The organism is Leptospira stimsonii, assembly GCF_003545885.1.
GTDB lineage: Bacteria > Spirochaetota > Leptospiria > Leptospirales > Leptospiraceae > Leptospira > Leptospira stimsonii.
Map to the genome: position 1 here is coordinate 14,339 of NZ_QHCT01000015.1, position 16,678 is coordinate 31,016.

At 42.8% G+C, this 16,678-nt stretch carries 12 protein-coding genes; 9 read left to right on the forward strand and 3 right to left on the reverse strand.

Going from position 1 to position 16,678, the window contains the following annotated elements:
* Window positions 1-14: 14 nt before the first annotated feature.
* The 6 genes from DLM75_RS23340 to DLM75_RS23370 all read left to right on the forward strand — a co-directional run bounded on the left by DLM75_RS23340 (window position 15) and on the right by DLM75_RS23370 (window position 7,288).
* Window positions 15-1,823 (forward strand): extracellular solute-binding protein, encoded by a 1,809-nt coding sequence (locus tag DLM75_RS23340; RefSeq protein WP_429945616.1) that lies wholly within the window; start codon window positions 15-17, stop codon window positions 1,821-1,823.
* Window positions 1,824-1,835: 12 nt separating this feature from the next.
* The gene (locus DLM75_RS23345; protein WP_118970920.1) at window positions 1,836-2,903 is read left to right on the forward strand and encodes a hypothetical protein; all 1,068 of its coding nucleotides are present in this window, start codon (window positions 1,836-1,838) and stop codon (window positions 2,901-2,903) included.
* 306 nt (window positions 2,904-3,209) lie between these two features.
* Window positions 3,210-4,511: an adenylosuccinate lyase gene (purB, locus tag DLM75_RS23355; protein WP_118970922.1), complete on the forward strand. Its 1,302-nt coding sequence runs from the start codon at window positions 3,210-3,212 to the stop codon at window positions 4,509-4,511.
* The gene (locus tag DLM75_RS23360; protein ID WP_118970923.1) at window positions 4,511-5,296 is read left to right on the forward strand and encodes a Rossmann-fold NAD(P)-binding domain-containing protein; all 786 of its coding nucleotides are present in this window, start codon (window positions 4,511-4,513) and stop codon (window positions 5,294-5,296) included. Before purB ends, DLM75_RS23360 begins: the two co-directional genes overlap by 1 nt.
* Window positions 5,286-6,383, forward strand: coding sequence for an AraC family transcriptional regulator (locus DLM75_RS23365; RefSeq protein ID WP_118970924.1), 1,098 nt, complete (start codon window positions 5,286-5,288; stop codon window positions 6,381-6,383). The genes DLM75_RS23360 and DLM75_RS23365 overlap by 11 nt, the downstream gene beginning before the upstream one ends.
* Before the next feature lie 65 nt (window positions 6,384-6,448).
* Entirely contained in the window at window positions 6,449-7,288 is an 840-nt protein-coding gene (locus tag DLM75_RS23370) for a sterol desaturase family protein (RefSeq protein ID WP_118970925.1), read from the forward strand.
* 15 nt (window positions 7,289-7,303) lie between these two features.
* Here the strand turns inward: DLM75_RS23370 and DLM75_RS23375 are convergent, their stop codons facing one another.
* The 3 genes from DLM75_RS23375 to DLM75_RS23385 form a co-directional block, all read right to left on the reverse strand.
* Window positions 7,304-9,319 carry a PAS domain S-box protein gene (locus DLM75_RS23375; RefSeq protein WP_118970926.1) on the reverse strand — a complete coding sequence of 672 codons (2,016 nt, stop codon included), beginning with the start codon at window positions 9,317-9,319 and terminating at the stop codon, window positions 7,304-7,306.
* 249 nt (window positions 9,320-9,568) lie between these two features.
* On the reverse strand, window positions 9,569-11,458 hold the full coding sequence (locus DLM75_RS23380; RefSeq protein WP_118970927.1) for a hypothetical protein: 1,890 nt from the start codon (window positions 11,456-11,458) through the stop codon (window positions 9,569-9,571).
* A gap of 32 nt (window positions 11,459-11,490) precedes the next feature.
* Entirely contained in the window at window positions 11,491-12,477 is a 987-nt protein-coding gene (locus tag DLM75_RS23385) for a glycosyltransferase family 2 protein (protein ID WP_118970928.1), read from the reverse strand.
* Window positions 12,478-12,683: 206 nt separating this feature from the next.
* Here DLM75_RS23385 and DLM75_RS23390 point away from each other — a divergent pair, with 206 nt between their 5' ends.
* Genes DLM75_RS23390 through DLM75_RS23400 form a run of 3 tightly spaced genes read left to right on the forward strand, consistent with a single transcriptional unit; the run spans window position 12,684 to window position 16,676 of the window.
* Window positions 12,684-13,025 carry an STAS domain-containing protein gene (locus DLM75_RS23390; protein ID WP_000695903.1) on the forward strand — a complete coding sequence of 114 codons (342 nt, stop codon included), beginning with the start codon at window positions 12,684-12,686 and terminating at the stop codon, window positions 13,023-13,025.
* A 14-nt stretch (window positions 13,026-13,039) separates the two neighbouring features.
* The gene (locus DLM75_RS23395) at window positions 13,040-16,051 is read left to right on the forward strand and encodes an LIC_11026 family protein (protein ID WP_118970929.1); all 3,012 of its coding nucleotides are present in this window, start codon (window positions 13,040-13,042) and stop codon (window positions 16,049-16,051) included.
* A gap of 13 nt (window positions 16,052-16,064) precedes the next feature.
* Window positions 16,065-16,676, forward strand: a complete 612-nt coding sequence (locus DLM75_RS23400) for a DUF1318 domain-containing protein (RefSeq protein WP_118970930.1) — start codon at window positions 16,065-16,067, stop codon at window positions 16,674-16,676.
* Window positions 16,677-16,678 lie beyond the last annotated feature (2 nt).

The following is a 16,678-nucleotide window of genomic DNA, read 5'->3' on the forward strand; positions in this document are numbered from 1 at the left end:
ACGAGGTGATTTTTTTGAAAAAGATTTATCAACTTTTTATTTATTGTTTTCTTCTATCTGTTTCCGCAGGTGTTTTCATTCAATGCGGAGAAAAAGAAGAAGCGGATACTTCCGCGGTCGTAGAAGAAGTTCCTTGGAAGGGAAGCCCGGATTCGATTCCGGTGGCGCTTCGAGTTCACAATCCGATCGTTTCTCTGGAAGCAAAAAAGGGCGGGACCTTCCGGATCTACAGTCATCAGTATCCGAAATCCTTGAACTACTATTTGGATCAATTCTCTACGACGGCTCACATTTTCGGTCTGATGTTCGAACCTCTTTTAGATTATCATCCGATCACGCTCGAACCGATTCCCCATCTTGCCTCTTCTTGGAAAATTTCCGCCGATAAGAAGAAGTTCACATTTACAATCGACGCGAACGCAACTTGGTCGGACGGAAAACCGGTTACGGCGCACGATGTTCTTTTTACGTATGAAACTCTGATGGACAAGAACAACAACACGGCGGTTTTTAGAATCGATCTTTCCCGATTTGAAAAACCTGTCGTTTTGAACGACCGAGAAATCGAATTCACTCAGAAAGAAATTCACTGGTCCAATTTTAACACGATTGCGAATTCTCTCTACATTCTTCCGGCGCATCACTTTCAAGGCAGAAACTTCGATAAGGAGAATTTCGACTTTCCCGTGGTTTCGGGCCCGTATTCGATGTTGTCCGCAAAAAAAGGTCGTTACGTAAAGATGAGAAGAAGGGGAGACTACTGGATGCGAGCCTATCCTTTTTACAAAGGATCGGATAACTTCGATACGATTCTATTTAAGGTCTACAACGAAGAGCCGATTGCGTTTCGAGCATTCAAAAAAGGTGATATAGATATCTATCCTACTTATACGGCTTCGTTTTGGGTCAAGGACGCGGTGGGAGAAAAGTTCGACGAAAACTATATCGTTAAGCAGAAAATTTACAATTCTAAACCGATCGGTTTTCAAGGATTGGTCTTTAATACACGAAGAGAAATTTTTTCGGATGTGAGAGTGAGAAAAGCGTTCGCGCACCTTGTGGATCGAAAACTTCTCATTGAAAAACTTGCCTACAACGAATATGAGGAGACGAACGCATTCTATCAAGACCTTTGGGCGAACGGTTCTCCCAATCCTCCGATCGATTTCGACGTAAAGAAGGCGAGAGAACTTCTCGCACAAGCCGGTTGGAAAACGAACTCCAAAGGAATTCTGGAAAAGGACGGAAAAGAATTTAAGTTCAGCATTTTGGAAAGAGATAAGAAGTCCGAAAAGTATCTGACTTTGATTCAAGAAAGAGCAAAGGAAGTCGGGATCGTGATCAGTCTCGAATCTACGGATCTCGCGGAATGGAGTTCTCGTATGGATAAGTATGATTTCGATATGACCTGGGCCGCTTGGGGCGGAGGAATCTTTAAAGATCCGGAAGCGATGTGGTATTCCAAATACGCCGATGAGAAAGGGCAACCGAATCTTGCAGGTTTTAAGAATCCGGAGGTAGATAAACTCATCGAACAACAAAGAGCGGAATTCTCCGTTCCTAAAAGAAACGAGATCCTAAAAAAAATAGACAAGATTCTTACATCACAAGTTCCTTATGTTCTTCTCTGGAACACGAGCGCGACAAGAATCATGTATTGGAATAAATTCAAGTCTCCGAAAAATCCTCTTGGAAAATACGGAAGCGAGAAAGAAGCCTCTTCTCTCTGGTGGTTGGATTCGGAACGTTCTTCCCAACTTGAGGAAGCTATTTTGAAAAAAACGAAGCTCGCGTCGATTCCTGAAAAAGTGTATTTTCAGTAAGTTTTCAACGTTATGGCGCAGAGAAATCGTTTCGGAGAGTTAGGCGGAGTTATACGCGATTTCTTGAGTTCGCCTAAGATTCCGAACTTTATCGAGCTCTTAGAAAAAGGGCTTGATAAAGAACTCTTCTACGATCCGGAAAAGGCAAAGCCTGAAATTCCGATCGAAGACCTTCCGGTCGATTTTCGTCTGAGGGAATCCGGCTTTGTAAGAAAGACATACGAAAGGTTATTTCCCGTTTCCCATCTGTTTCGCATAACGCACCGTTACGAAAGGGAATATCTGGACAACTTCATGCCGCTTTCGTCCGAAAAATATATCGGACGAGGTTCTTATAAATTCGTCTACGCGCTTCCTTGGAATCAAGTCGTTAAGATCGGAAAATCCAAACTTCCGTCGGATCCGATCTTCGGCTCCTTATACAAACACGTGAATAAGAATCTGGATCGTTATCTGAAACCGGAAGAAATTCATTTGATGGAGTTTTTGAAATCCGGAACGTGGGGCCGATCTGCGAAAGAAGACATTCAATTTAAGTTTTCCAGGCTTGGTTTGGAACGTCTTCATTATTGGAAATTGAAATCCTTGATTCCGGATTTGGTTCTTCCTACTCGTTACTTTATGGGTCTTCGTGCAAGGAGAACTCCGTTCGGAATTCCGATTCTTACTCTAACGCCATGCGACAATCAGAACCTTCTACCCGGAAAACATTTGAAGGAATTCATTCGTTTGAATGAGAAGATCCGACAGAACCCTCTTCAGGACGCTTTTTTTCCGAAGTGGAAATTGAATTTTGACACTCATAAGTTCGGTGTGATCAGTCGTTCGAAGCTCAAAAAAATCGCTCTGGATTTTCATAGAGTGATCGAAGTGACAAAACACCTCGCAGAAGAGGAAAAGTTGATCTTTGATATTCATTCGGAAAATATCATCATCACCTTCCCGGATTTTTCGTTGAAGATCTTCGATTACCACGTTTTTGACGAGCACCTCTATGAACCGAGTAAGGAGAATCCTTCTCCGGAGATCGATCATATCAATACGATTCGTGAATTCGTTCGCTCTTTCGAACTAGGGTGAGAGTGGACGGAAGACCATCCCTATTTTCGAAACGGTCTTTGAAAAAGGGGGATTTCACGGTTCTTCGATTTCGAATTCTTAAATAGAAACTTCCTCCGCAGAGTTTTCTTTGTTTTTTAAGAGGAGATTTCCTTTGATTCTTCGTTGAACCAAGGTTTTTCCGAGCAAAAGTGGACGGAACTCCGCTCACTTCTCTCTTCCACTGAGATTCAAATCTCTTTTTGTCGGTCCAATTTTTCTTTTTACAGAAAGGCCTTCTATAGAAGAGTGGATTTGAATCCATTCTTCTAAAAGGACCTTCCAGCAATGATCGATCGATATTCCAATCCTGCGATTTCCAAAATTTGGGAATTAGAAAACAAATTCGAAATCTGGAAAGAAATAGAAATTCTCGCCTGCGAGATTCGAATGAAACGTGGGGAAGTTCCTGCGGAAGATTTTCAAGAAATCAAAACAAAAGCAAAGTTCAAGGTGGATGAAATTCTCGAAATCGAAAGTAAGGTCCATCACGACGTCATCGCATTTTTAACCAATATGAATTCCTACATCGGACCTGCCGGCCGACATGTTCACTACGGTCTGACTTCCTCCGACATCGGGGACACGGCTCTTTGTGTTCAGATGGTACAAGCGATGGATCTTATCCTCAAAAAGACGGATGAGTTGATCGCGGCAGTAAAAGAAAAGGCGATTCAGTATAAGGATCTGCCTTGTATCGGGCGTTCCCACGGAATCCACGCGGAACCGATGACCCTCGGACTCAAGTTCGCATTATTTTTTGAAGAATTAAACCGAAATCGCAAAAGAATGGCGGACGCGCGCGAGGAGATCGCGGTTGGAAAACTTTCGGGAGCGGTTGGAACCTATTCCAATATCGATCCCGAAATCGAAGCGTATGTATGTGAAAAGATGGGACTCCGAGTGGATCCGATCGCAACACAAGTTGTCTCGAGGGATCGTCATGCATTCTATTTATCCGTCTTAGGAGTAACCGCTTCCTCTTTGGATCGAATGGCAACGGAGATTCGTCTTCTTCAGAAGACCGAAGGAAGAGAAGTGGAAGAACCGTTTTCAGCAGGACAAAAAGGATCTTCCGCGATGCCTCACAAAAGAAACCCGGTGATCTGTGAAAGAATCTCCGGTCTTTCCAGAGTCATTCGTGCAAACGTAAACGTAGGACTTCAGGACGTCGCGCTCTGGCACGAAAGAGATATCTCGCATTCTTCCGCGGAACGGGTCGTCTTACCTGACTCAACGATCGGATTGGAATACATCCTGGACAAGATGCTTTTTGTAATCAAAAATCTTCACGTCTATCCTGATGCTCTCGAAAGAACATTAGGCGTCACACGAGGCTTGATCTTTTCCCAAAAAGTTCTTCTTGCTCTCATCGAAAAGGGAAAGATCGTCCGAGAAGACGCTTATCTCATCGTTCAGGAACACGCGATGGCCGTCTGGGGAAATCAATCCGAAACCCTGAAAGGAAGACTGGAAAAAGATTCCAGAGTCAATCAAGTTCTCACTCAGAAAGATCTGGACGAGATTTTTAAAATCGAGCCATATCTCGAAAAAGTCGGACTGATCTACGAACGTCTGGGTCTGGGGTAGTGCGAAACGTTGCTGTCTTCGGATTGGGTTACGCGGGAAAGAGGATTTCGGAAAAACTCCAAACGTTTCCCGAACTTTCTTTCCGAAGTTTTTCCTCAAAAACGCGAATCGCGGGAACGGAGAATTATGATTTTACCGAACCCGATTCTCTAGCTTCCTTTTCAAAAAGGATTTCACCGAATGAAATCGATCTCTCGATCGTAACATTTCCGATTCAAAAACTGAACGATCCTTCTCTCTTTTTGGATGTTCTTTTTCTCTCCACTAAGAATTCGATTCTTCTTGGAACCACCAGCATTTATAGGAGAGATCCTGACATTGTAGAATCGACTCCGCTTGTGGCTGATCACGAACGATTCGCCATAGAAGAAGAATGGTTGCAAAGAGGAGGAAAAATTCTACGACTTTGCGGGATCTACGGACCGGGAAGAAATCCAGCGGATTGGGCGAGAAAGGGACTGGTAAAAAAGAATTCAAGACAACTCAATTTGATTCACGGCGACGATATCGCGCAGGCAGTCGTTCGATTAACGCAATACATACGGGAAAAAAGTTTTGAATCGATTCCGAATATTCTCAATCTTTCCGACAATCAATGGCATACTTGGAAAGAAATATTTTCCTTTCTCGAAGAACATGGTAAAATTCCGAAATCCGAAATCGTAGAATCGGAACGGGAAGATACTTTTGTCGACAGCGGACTCATCCGAAATTTGCTTCCTGATTTACAAACAAAAGACTTTTGGACAGAGTTGGAAAATCTGGAAGGAATCAGTGATCTCTGAAATAACGAATATTCTACATTTCTTTTCGATAGGAGGATTGATTTCTCTCCTCATTTTTTTTTCGCTCCGGTATTGGTATGATGTTCGCGGAAAAATCGCGGTCTTTTTTATTATTTCGATTCTTTCCTATTTGATACTCAATCTGGATGTAAATGTTCAGATTCCGCCGATGGTTCGAAATTTTCTCTTTCTTTCCGTTTTGGCTTTGCCTTTTTTTTATTGGCTCATCACGTTAGCCGCATTTGAAGATCATTTCGAAATCAAATATTGGTTTTGGGCGCTCCTCGCCGGGAAGCTCATTCTTTCCACGATCGCCACCTATCCCACGTTAGGCCAAATTTCTCTGCGGGGTCCGGTCGAATCCGAAAAAATCCTTTCAACGATCCTTCTACCTTCGATTCTTTCTCTCGGCTTCGTTCTGACAGCGATCATCCAGACGTATATCGGAAGAAAAGACGATCTCGTAGAATCGAGACGTACGCTCAGACAAATCCATATTCTCATTTCAGGAACCGTCATTGCGCTTAACATTTTCTCGCATCTTTTCCTAAGAGGGAAAGAATTATCCGAAATCTTAGATCTGATCAACGGAGTTCTCGCTTGGGGACTCATCTTGGCATTTCAATTCTTAATGTTCGAACTCAAAGATGGATTGATTCAGAAAAAAGTCGGGATTGTAGAGGAGGAAAAACCGCCTGCGGATCCGATTCTTCAAAAAAAGCTCATCGATTCATTCGAAAAAGATAAGATATATCGTTCCGAAGGATTGACCATCCGAAGCCTTGCAGAAGAACTCCAAGTGCACGAATATAAACTCAGGAGGCTTATCAACGGGAATCTCGGGTTTCGCAACTTCAATGATTTTCTCAATCGTTACCGAATTCAGGAAGCATGCGAAATCCTATTGGACCCGAGTAAGGACGAAATCCCCGTCATCCGTATCGCGATGGATTTAGGATATCAATCTCTCGGCCCTTTCAATCGAGCCTTTAAGGAACTTACCACTTTTACCCCGACCGAATATAGAAAAAATCGAGTGGATCCTAAAATAAACCCGAACGATTTTGAAAATAGTAAGACTAAATAAACTTTTCAGACAATAATAAATTGAAATCTACGAGTCAAATCTTGTAGAATCTGGAGAAAAGAAGAATGGCTGAATTGCTTTCAAAGGTCGGTTACACAGGATTTTTCGGAATCGTCTGGGGAACCTTGCTCTTACGTTATGTGCTCTTTGCCGGAGCCGCGTTTCTTGTCGTATGGGTGTTCTTAGGAAAAAAACTCGCGCACAAACTCATCCAAAGAAAAAAGCCCGAAGCGGAGAGGATCTGGCACGAGATAAAGTATTCTCTGAATACATTTTTTGTTTTCGCGCTTTCGGGAGTTTTTACCGCGTGGTCGCAGATCCACGGATACAACCTCATCTACGAGGACGTTTCCGATTACGGAACCGCATATCTTATTTTCAGCATCTTCGCGTTGATTCTTCTACACGATACCTACTTTTACTGGACGCATCGATTGATGCACCACAAACTATTATTCAAGAGTTTTCATCTCGTTCATCATAGATCTACGAATCCTTCTCCTTGGGCGGCGTTTTCTTTTCACCCTCTGGAGGCGATCGTGGAGGCAGGTATCATTCCGCTCGCTTCGGTCTTGTTTCCTCTACACCAAGGAGCAATGCTCGTCTTCTTCGTTTATATGACTTCGCTTAACGTTTTAGGGCATTTGTCATACGAATTATTTCCTTCTTGGTTCCTAAAAAGCAAATTTACGAACTGGCATAACACGACTACCCATCACAATATGCATCATAAGTATTTTAACTGCAATTATTCTCTTTATTTCAATTTTTGGGATAAGATTATGGGGACCAATCACGAGAAATATAAGGAAACCTTCGAAGAAGTCGCTTCACGAACTCCGAATTCTGTAGCGAACCAGCCGTCTTTTCAAAATGAGGAAACAAAAGAGTCCGTCGCGGTTTAAAAAATAGAACTTCTTTTATTTGAGCGGGAAAAAAACTTTAGTCGAGTGAAATCCGTTCGACGTTATTTCCTCCAAGTGACCCTTGAGTTGGTGGGTAAGTAGGGAAATCAACTCGGTTCCCAGAGAATCTTTTTTAGGCGTAGAATTCGGATCTTTGCCGGGGCCGTTATCGCTGACTTCAAGGCACGAAAGATTTTGTTCTCCTAAAGTGAAACTGACGGAGAGTTTTTTTATTCCGGTCACTTTTGGAAACGCGTGTTTCATCGAATTCGTAATGAGTTCGTTTAAAATCAGACCCAAGGGAATAAGAACCCCTTGGTTTAAAACGAGGGAATCGCAGTGAACCGTGGTTTGAAGTTCTTTCTGGTCATAGCCGAAAAATCGCATCAGATTGGAGATAAGTTTTCGAATATAATCCGGAAGAAAAATCTGACTCTCAACACTTTTTGAATATAACGTTTCGTGAATCATCGCCATAGACGCGATCCTGTTCTGGCTGTCCTCCAAAACCCTTTTTGTAGAAGGATCTTCGGAATATTCAGATTGAAGACCGATCAAACTTGATAAAACCTGCATATAATTCTTTACACGATGATGAATCTCTCTTAAGAGTAGTTCTTTTTCTTTAAGGGAATTGCTGATTAATTCTTCCGCTTGTTTCGGAAGAGAATAATCGATGATCACACCTTCCAAAGCTTGCAATTCCCCCTTTGAGTCGAAGACTCCGATTCCTTGTTCGAAACACCACTGAATCTTTCCGTCTTTTTTCCGAATCCGATAGGTCAATTGATACGGAATCCCTGCTTGTACCGATTCGGAAACTCCCGATTCGACAAGGGATCGATCTTCTTGTAGAATGATATCGCCAAAATCTAAGATCTTATCTTCCAAAAAATCATTCGACGCGTAACCTGTGAGTTGCTGACATCCTTCGCTGATATATTCCATCGTCCAGTGCGGCGGATCGTTCTTACAACGATATACGATTCCCGAAATATTGCTGATGATCGTCGAGATTTGTCTTTCGCTTTCCCGCAGTCTTTCCTCCACCATTTTTAAGGAAGTGATGTCAACGATCATCGCGAGTGCGCCGTCGTAGTTTCCGGAATCGTCGTAGAGCGGATTCGCGGATGCGATCGCGAATTTTTTTTCCCCGAGTCGGTTTACGAAATTGTATTCGGAAATTTCAGTTTTCCCTTTTTTTCTTTCTTCCAAACGATAAGCGACGGAGCTTCTCCGATCCGGTTCTACTACTTCTAATATATTCATACCCAACATTTCTTCAGGTTTGATTCCGTAGAGTTCTCCGATTTTCGGGTTTGCAAAGGTCGTTTTTCCCGTCTTGTCTAGGATCCAGATTCCTTCTTGTGACGTGTCTATGATCTTTTTGTAAAGTGAATCCAGTCTGAGTTCCGATTCCCTAGACCATTCAAAGTATATAAGAAGAATTGAAATCGCCGAAGCGAGCCGAAAAAGACCGCCTAACCAAAAACCTACGATTGCGAATTCCGGAATCGGTCTTAAAACGGGATAGTTTAAGGTAAGGATTCCCCAAAGAATAAAATTCCATCCCGCTAAATAATTTCCTCGATAGTAGGTGGAAGGAAGACGTAGGAATAGAATTCCAGAGTAGATATTAGCGCCGCCTACGATCATATAAATCGGAGCGGAAGCGAGGTCCGAGCCAGGGAAATAAATTTCTTCTAAGATGGACCACGAAAAGCCGATCGGGAAAACCCAAAAAATCGTTTTTGGAATCTCTTTTTTTAAAAAAAGAAAACAACCCGCGAGTAAAAAGAAAGCTCTGATCACGTCCGCAAAATGTGTTAGGATCGAAATCCATTCCTCCGAACCGATGGTCTCACGAAAAAGATTACCGATAAGGAAAACCAATTGGAAAAACCACGAAAGCAACCAAAAGAGAAGGAATTTATGTTTCTCCGTTAAAAATAAAAATAAATAAACGAGATTGAGAATGATGACTGCTGTGAGCGCAAAGAAGATGGAAGGGATAATCCAGGAAGACTGCATAGATGATTTGAAATCAATGCCAGAGTAAAACGTTCTTTCTCATTCCTGCAATTCATTTTCTCGGGAGATCGAATTTCGGTTCGATTCTTCTTTTTTTGAATCGATCTTATAGAAGACGTGATCGAGACAAGACAAGCGAACATCGTAAGGCGACATTGAATCGTTTTTGCGTAACGAAAGCTCCGCAAACTTTTGGAAACAATGGGCCACGAATCAATTCTTTCTCGTGCCCTTTCTAACTTGTGAATTTTACTGAATCGTGTATTCTCGCAAACAATAGTTTCCGGAAGGATGTTTGTATTCCTTCTTTAGAACCGTGTTTTTGCCGACCGCGGCCGCTCGAATTGCGAACTTATCCATCATTTCCTTTTGTCCACAACTCGGAGTGATCACAAGTGCGGAGGAGAATTCGTCCCAAGTTTTCCACTTGTGTCTGGAGTCGTTGCGATACTTTCCCTTTGCAAACGTTTTCATTCTCATCAAAAGATCGATTTCAGATGCGAGTAATCTTCCTTTTTTATCGAAGTTGAATTCTTCGTGAAACCCGTTGAAGACGATGTATTTTCCTTCCGGAGAAATTTTTGCGGTGAGATCCCTTGCAGGTTGAAAGAGGTCGGTTTGAAATCCTTTTAAACAGAAGTATTGCACCTTCTCGAAACTTCTCGTCAAAAGGCCGCCTTCTCTTACGTAAAGGCTCGCGCTCCAAAAAAATACGATCAAGCCGAATGCGATCGCCGCGATTCTTTCTTTTTTAATCGGACTTTCGATAAAACGAAATACCCAAAGAGAGAATATCGTGAACAGAGCGGGCAAAGGAGGAAATACGTGTCTGAGTTGTTTATTCCCGGTAGTCGCGTCTATGATGATATATTGCAAAAAAAGAATACTCGTAACGGCGACGAGGGGATCTCGAAACGTTTCCGAAAATGAGTTAAGAATCGATCCTTTCTTTTCCCGGATTCTACCATTGAAAAACCAGACGATCAGGGCGATCACGCCGAAAAAGAAAATCCGAAAGATCCAAGGTTCTTGAAACACGTGACTGACCGGGATCGTAGTGGTCGGAGAAGAAAAAAGAGCGAATACGAAACTCTTCACGAATTCGTTTACGATCATCTGAGCGTTGATGAGACTCATCACTCGATCGGGGTTTGCGAAAATCCACGCGAGGGAAGGAGCGATCGCGTAGAGATAGATCACTCTGATGGAAGAGGGAGCGATCTTTTTCCATTCTTCTTTTTGAAAGTAGAGAAAAAGATTGAAGTCTATAAAAAGGAGAACCGTACAGTAATAGATGATCAGTTTGAACTGTCTCTGATCCAGGTTTAGGTTTGTCACCACTCTCAAAATCGGAAGCGAAAGAACGAGCGCGACAACGAGGATGAGAAAAATTCTTCGGATTCCTTTGTAACGTTTTGTAAAAGAAAACTTTACGATTTCAGAATATTCTTTCGGTTTGGATACAACTTCGTAGACGACGATCGCTATGAACAAAAGAAGCCCGTACGGATATTTCGTAAAAAATAATCCGAAAAGTGAAAATACTACGGACAACTCTATTTTTTCGTTTTTGTCGAATTCTATTCGATAGGGATCTTCTTCCGTCTGTTTGTAGATTTTATAAAGAGTATAATAAGTCCATAATAGAAAAAACATCCCTTGTGTTTCCAGCATCGAAGAAAGGCTGTAGGAAGGTGCTTCCGTCGTATGAAGCGTGAGCGCAAGAGTAAGAATCGAAACCAATCCCGCTTTCCAAGCCGAACCGGTGATTTGATAAACGACATAGAGGATCGTCGGAAAACAAAGAACGTAGAATACGAGTCCTAAAAAGGAATCCTTCCAAGTGATCGGCATATCCCCGGGAGTCAGAAGGAGCAAAAGCGAAAGAAGGGACCGAAGAGGTGGCCAGGTCGGAGATTCCAGAAAGGGAAAAAAAGCCCTCCAAATACGGAATTCCTTAAAATCCTGATACTGATCGAGGACGACGTTGAGTCGGATGTTTTCATCCCAAGTCAGAAGATCCTTTAGGCTACAAGTCCGGATAAAAATTTCCCAGTTCGTATAACCCATGTAAAACGCAAGTCCCAGGGATAATAAACAAAGTAGAATACCCGGGATCAAAAATTTGTCTTTTTTCATCTTCGTCTCCGTGAAAGGGAGTTCACCACTTTCTATCGTTTCTTTGTCTGTTTTGCGTTTTTGGAGGAATACACGTCTTCGATCACATAGAGGGGTCTGTTTTTGGACTCGTCGTTAACACGACTTAAGTATTCCCCTATCATTCCAAGCGCGAGAAGCTGAGTTCCGCCTAAGATAAGTACGACGATCATCATCGAACTCCATCCCGTGATCGTCTCGGAAGTAAAAATCCGTAGATAAATGACGAATAACGCGTAGATCGCTCCGCCGAACGCGGTGAAAAAACCGAGATAAGAGGATAATTTTAGAGGAGCCGAAGAAAAGGAAGTGATTCCGTCTAACGCGAATTTGAGCATCTTTCCTACGGAGAATTTTGTGACGCCCTCGAACCGTTCCTCTCTTTCGTATTCGAGTCCGGTTTGTTTGAACCCGATCCAGGAAATGAGTCCCCTGATATAACGATGTTGTTCTCTCATGGAACAGAGGACGTTCGTGACTCTGCGACTCATGATTCTAAAATCGCCAGTGTCGATCGGAATATCGAACCTCGTGATCTTCTTTAGAATTCTGTAAAATACATGAGCGGTCAAAAGTTTGAACCAGGATTCTCCCGGTCTTTTTTTCCGCTTTGCATAAACGACATCGTATCCTTCGAGTAGTTTCCCGTAGAGATCGTCCACAAACTCCGGAGGGTCTTGCAAGTCGCCGTCCATCACAACGACCGCTTCTCCTCTTGCGGTATCGATGCCTGCTGTAATCGCCGTTTGATGACCGTAGTTACGAGAGAGGTTCACGAGATAAAAGCCGTTTGTCTGAGCGCAGAATTTTTTAAGGACGCCGAAACTATCGTCTCTGGATCCATCGTTGACAAAGAGAACTTCCAAATCGTCTTTTTTAAAGGATCGATTTCGAATCAAAAGGTCTTGGAGAATAAAAAGTCTTCTCGTGAGTTCGGGAATGGTTTTTTCTTCGTTGTAGATCGGGATGACAACGGAAAGGAGAGGAGGTCTTTCGGCCATAAGATGTACCCGTAAGGATTGCAGGAGTCGGCTTTTTGTCCAGAATTATTCCCCGGCTTTCGGCTTGAAGCTTCTTGCTCACTTCTTTGCCGGTATGTCTGCGAAATCGGGTTTTTGCCCTGATTTTTAGTGCTATGCTTAAAAATTCTCTTTACAAATTGCTAGGAAATTAAATTATACTTGCATCCAATATCCAAGTCAGGGTTATGAAAATTAAAGTCACCACGAAAAACGACGTCCACATCATCAAGATTGAAGGGCCGATCAAAGCAGGGAATGAGTTCGAGCTCGGACAAAAAATAGAAGAATACATTTCCAAAGGTGACGTTCCGAAATTTATCATCGATTTGAAAAAAGTTCCTTTTATCAACTCAGCAGGTCTTGGTATGTTTTTGAATATTTACAAACACATCGACGGCCTAAAAGGGAGAATGGTTTTTACAAACCTCAATTCCGATATCGAGAACTTAATGGAGATTACTAAGCTTGCCAGCATCTTTGAAATCTATAAGACTCTGGAAGAAGCTCTTGAATCTTTTGAATACTGATCCAATCAGAAGTCGTGGAAACTTTCAAACGTCATTTCCAACGCCATAAACGACTCTATTACATTCTCTTTAGTATATTATTTATTTACAAACTTGTATTCAACCGGTTCACCGGGCAATACGTTTTAAACAAGGCTCTTTCCGGTTCGATTCAGGGAACCGCGAGTTTTACTGTCACGAAGTTCTCACTTCTGTACGGGATCACGATGGAAGATGTGATCGTTCGATCCGATTCTTCCTTTGAAAACAAACCCGTATTCTCCTTAAATGAGCTCGATCTTTCCTACAATCTTCCTTGGATCTTTTTGGGACGGGCCAAACTTTCAAGGATTGCACTCGTTGGATTGAACGTCGATCTGAGACAAAAAAAAGGAGAATGGAATCTTTCCAAACTCTTTCCTCCTTCGGATCAGGTTCCGGAAAAGGAAAAAGCGTCCACTCCTCTCGAAGAGATCGCAACGTATCTTCCTGTAAGCGCGTATGTTCGGTTTGAACTCAAAGATCTTTTTGTTCACGTTACTTCGGAATCGGGTCTTTCCTCTTACAGAGCGGGTTTGGAGGGATTCAATCTTGGGTTGGAATTGGATACGGTTCGTTTTCGAAAAATCCCTTTGAATCTAAGAATTCTTCAATTGATCGATACGTTGCGTTTTCAGTTGAATCCTGAGAAAGCCGTTCAGATCTATTTCGAAGACAATTCTAAATCTCTCAATCAACCGTTTCGAATGAACCTTGAACTGACAAGAGACGACTCCGTCGCAGGCGGTCTTCTTGTTTCGAAAGCCGATATCGGTTCCGATTCGATTCCGATCCGAGTGCGAAATCAACTCTTGGCTCCTTTCGGTTTTGCGCTCCGTTATCAACTCGGTTATCTTGAAAGAGAAGACAAGCTCAAACTCGAAAGTTTAGAATGGAAGGTGAATCAAGACGTTTGGTTACAAGGTTCCGGTGAGATCACCGGAGTTTCTTCTAAGGAAAGAAACGTTCAATTTGCAATTCAGAAGTCTTCGATTCGTTTGAAACCTCTCTCCGATTTTTTATCCACGATCCCCGGAATTCCAAAGATGCAGTTGGATGGAGAATTGCGTCTCGCTCCGATCACGATCTCCGGAAAAGACACTCGTTTGAAAGTGTCCGCAGATATTTCCGCAAAGGATCTTCTCGTTTCGATTGCCGGGAAAAATCATAAGATCCCGTCGTTACGTTTGGTCGCCGATTCTATCTTACATCCTCTCACACAAGAATCTCCGAGCGCCTCGAAGCCGCTTCCGATTCTTGAAAATCTGGAATTGAAAGAATTGACCCTCACTTACAACGGAATCGGACTCGCGGCGACCGGAAGTATTCTTCGAGGAACGGACGTTGACTTGGATCTTGCCGTTCAAAATCTAAATCTTTCCGATTATGTAAAAACTCTCAACGGGATTCTCGGGTTAAAATTGAAGGTCGGTGGTTCATTCGAATTTTTGAATGTATTGGGAGGAGTTCAGATCGGAGGTTTTCGTTTCCCGATGGGAAGAGGGAAATCCTCTCCGATTCCGATCGGCCTCGATCTCAAGTCCCAGATTCGATTCGAAAAACCCTTTGTTCCGAGCGTAGTAAGGCTCGATTCACTTTCTCTTTTCACAAAGGGCGCGGAAGGTAAGGAATCTCTATCGATTTTTGCAAAAGGATTCCTTTCCTTAGAAAAAGGATTTCGAATGTCGCTTTCTTCCTTACAATTGAAAACGACGCTCGACCGCCTAACACCTACACTTCCACTTTCGCTGAGAGAAAGTCTGATTCCGGTGCGAACTAACTTAGGTAGTCAGATCAACCTCGATGGAAACGTGGATTATACACTTGTCGAAGGTGCTCAAACGATTTCCGGAAAACTTCTTTTTGATCTTCCCGGGATCCAAGTTCCGGATTTGAAATTGGATTTGGATGTAAAGATCGCAAAGGATTCTTCCATTACACTTCCGAAGTTTACTCTCAGTGCGTTCGATTCCAGGTTTAAGATGGAAGCGAGCGGGAATCTAAACAAAGCAACGAAGAACGCAGAAGGCGTGTTTGGCGATCTGATCCCGGACCTCAAGGGAAGTCTCGTTATGAAATCGGAAAAACCTGCCTATCTTTTCAAAGGGATTACTTTTGAAGGTTTGTTTTCGATCGACTTTCGTCTGAAAAATTCCATTGCAAGCGGGAGACTTCTTTCTAAAAATACGAACTTGGGTTATGCGAACGGATTTTGTCCGGGCGAGGATTGTAAACTCTATCAGGTGGAAGGAATGAATGCGGAATTTCCGTTTATCCACGATCTCGCGCTCAAAACGACCGCAAATCTTATAGACGGGAACAAAGAAAAGTTTATCAAAACCTACGGAAGAATTCAGGCGCCGAATTTTACGATCAGACAGATCGTAGGAACTCATCCTTCCATCAGCGGACTTCCTTTTGACTATGTTAAACCGAAAGCGGGACAACCGGGTCTTTCCGCAAGGATCGACTATTCCGAAAATTTTCTCAAATTGGAATATTTGAAAATTCTAACGTTAGACGGACTTGTAACCGGAAAGGATATTCTCGTGAACGTGGGCGAAGGAAAACCGGAGAAGATGGAATTCAGCGCCGTCGTTCAGATCAAGGACATCGATCTAAAACAGCTTCTTCCTCCGAAAAGCAGATCCAAGATCGACGACGGAAAGATCAAGGCCGATCTGAACGTTTCCGGTCGAAATCTCGCGGATCCGATCCCGAATATAAATCTTTTCTTTAGCGTCTTTCAGATCGGTCAGGACTTTGCTAAAAGCGCGGTAAACATATTCACTCCTTCTAATGTTTTTACGGATTTTATCTACAACAGTTACGCAGTGGATAAGATCGAAGTCGAACTTTCCAAGGGGCTCGTCTACGCTGTCATTCAATTCAAACGTTCTATTTTAAATACGATCATCAATTTGGAAAACAGTCAGATTTCACAACAGAGAATGCCTCTGGCAAATTTCTTAAAAAGAGCCAGATCCGAGATCGACACGTATCAATAGGAGAATTCAAAACATGAAACGACTCATTTTTAGTTCGCACGTTCGTATTCTATTCTTAGGATTTTTACTTTCGGATTGTATCATCAAGTCTCCTTTGATCACGTTTACACAAACGCAAACTTCCTCTGAGAAACAGATGATCGGAGAGGATCGGATTCTTGAAAAGGACGGATGGCTCATTTCTTCCATCAAGACTTCTTCCGCGGGTTCGGAAATCTGGAAGAAGGATTATTCCGGGGACACGTTTTCTCAAGGAGATAAGAATATTCTAATGTCCTTAAGGGCTCTTGCGTATCTCGCTCCGGAAATTAAGACCTGGAAAGAAGAAGGTTTTCTCGCCGAAGGAAGGGACGGCAAACTCAGAATCAATCCTTCGGCGGCGGAAGCCGGCATCAAAAACGAACTTTCGAAAAAGGAAATCAAATCCAGAATCGATTCCATCGTCGCACTCGCGAACGAACACAGGAACAAGGTGATTTCCGTCAAGATAGGAGCGGAAACCAAAACGGATTCGAAAGAATCTTCGACCGACGTCCGCTCTCATCTGGAACAAACCTGGTATCGTCTTGTCGAAAAAGGGGAATACTACGAAAAGTCTCCGGGTAAATGGGTGCGAAAGGAGTAGAT

What these genes read in the sequence shown, in the direction of transcription:
- DLM75_RS23400 (WP_118970930.1), top strand. Translation starts at nt 16,065, where the DNA reads ATGAAACGACTCATTTTTAGTTCGCACGTTCGTATTCTATTCTTAGGA.
- DLM75_RS23375 (WP_118970926.1), bottom strand. Translation starts at nt 9,319, where the DNA reads ATGCAGTCTTCCTGGATTATCCCTTCCATCTTCTTTGCGCTCACAGCA.
- DLM75_RS23345 (WP_118970920.1), top strand. Translation starts at nt 1,836, where the DNA reads ATGGCGCAGAGAAATCGTTTCGGAGAGTTAGGCGGAGTTATACGCGAT.
- DLM75_RS23370 (WP_118970925.1), top strand. Translation starts at nt 6,449, where the DNA reads ATGGCTGAATTGCTTTCAAAGGTCGGTTACACAGGATTTTTCGGAATC.
- DLM75_RS23385 (WP_118970928.1), bottom strand. Translation starts at nt 12,477, where the DNA reads ATGGCCGAAAGACCTCCTCTCCTTTCCGTTGTCATCCCGATCTACAAC.
- DLM75_RS23380 (WP_118970927.1), bottom strand. Translation starts at nt 11,458, where the DNA reads ATGAAAAAAGACAAATTTTTGATCCCGGGTATTCTACTTTGTTTATTA.
- DLM75_RS23390 (WP_000695903.1), top strand. Translation starts at nt 12,684, where the DNA reads ATGAAAATTAAAGTCACCACGAAAAACGACGTCCACATCATCAAGATT.
- purB (WP_118970922.1), top strand. Translation starts at nt 3,210, where the DNA reads ATGATCGATCGATATTCCAATCCTGCGATTTCCAAAATTTGGGAATTA.